Origin of the sequence: Sphingobacterium sp. SGG-5, from assembly GCF_011043525.1 — a bacterium.
Classification (GTDB): domain Bacteria; phylum Bacteroidota; class Bacteroidia; order Sphingobacteriales; family Sphingobacteriaceae; genus Sphingobacterium.
The window spans coordinates 1-201 of record NZ_JAAKGO010000053.1 but is presented as its reverse complement, the minus strand read 5'-3'; the positions used below and the strand labels follow the sequence as shown (position 1 = coordinate 201).

Here is a 201-nt window from a genome sequence, read left to right as displayed (position 1 = left end):
AGTTGACGAGTACGACATCACGGCGACAGGAGCTGTGGGTCCTAAACTGACGAACTATACGATCAGCTATGCCAAAGGCACGCTGATAGTCAACAGGAAAGCGTTGACCATCACGGCCAAAGACCGCAATAAGACCTACGGTACCGCACTTACGCTCGGCACTACAGAATTCACGGCCAGTGGTCTGGTGAACGGCGATGT

Annotated in this window: 1 protein-coding gene; it reads left to right on the top strand. The window is 53.2% G+C overall.

Annotated features, from left to right (window positions below):
* A partial coding sequence (locus G5B30_RS17240) for a hypothetical protein (protein WP_165321240.1) occupies nucleotides 1-201 on the top strand: 201 nt, incomplete at both ends.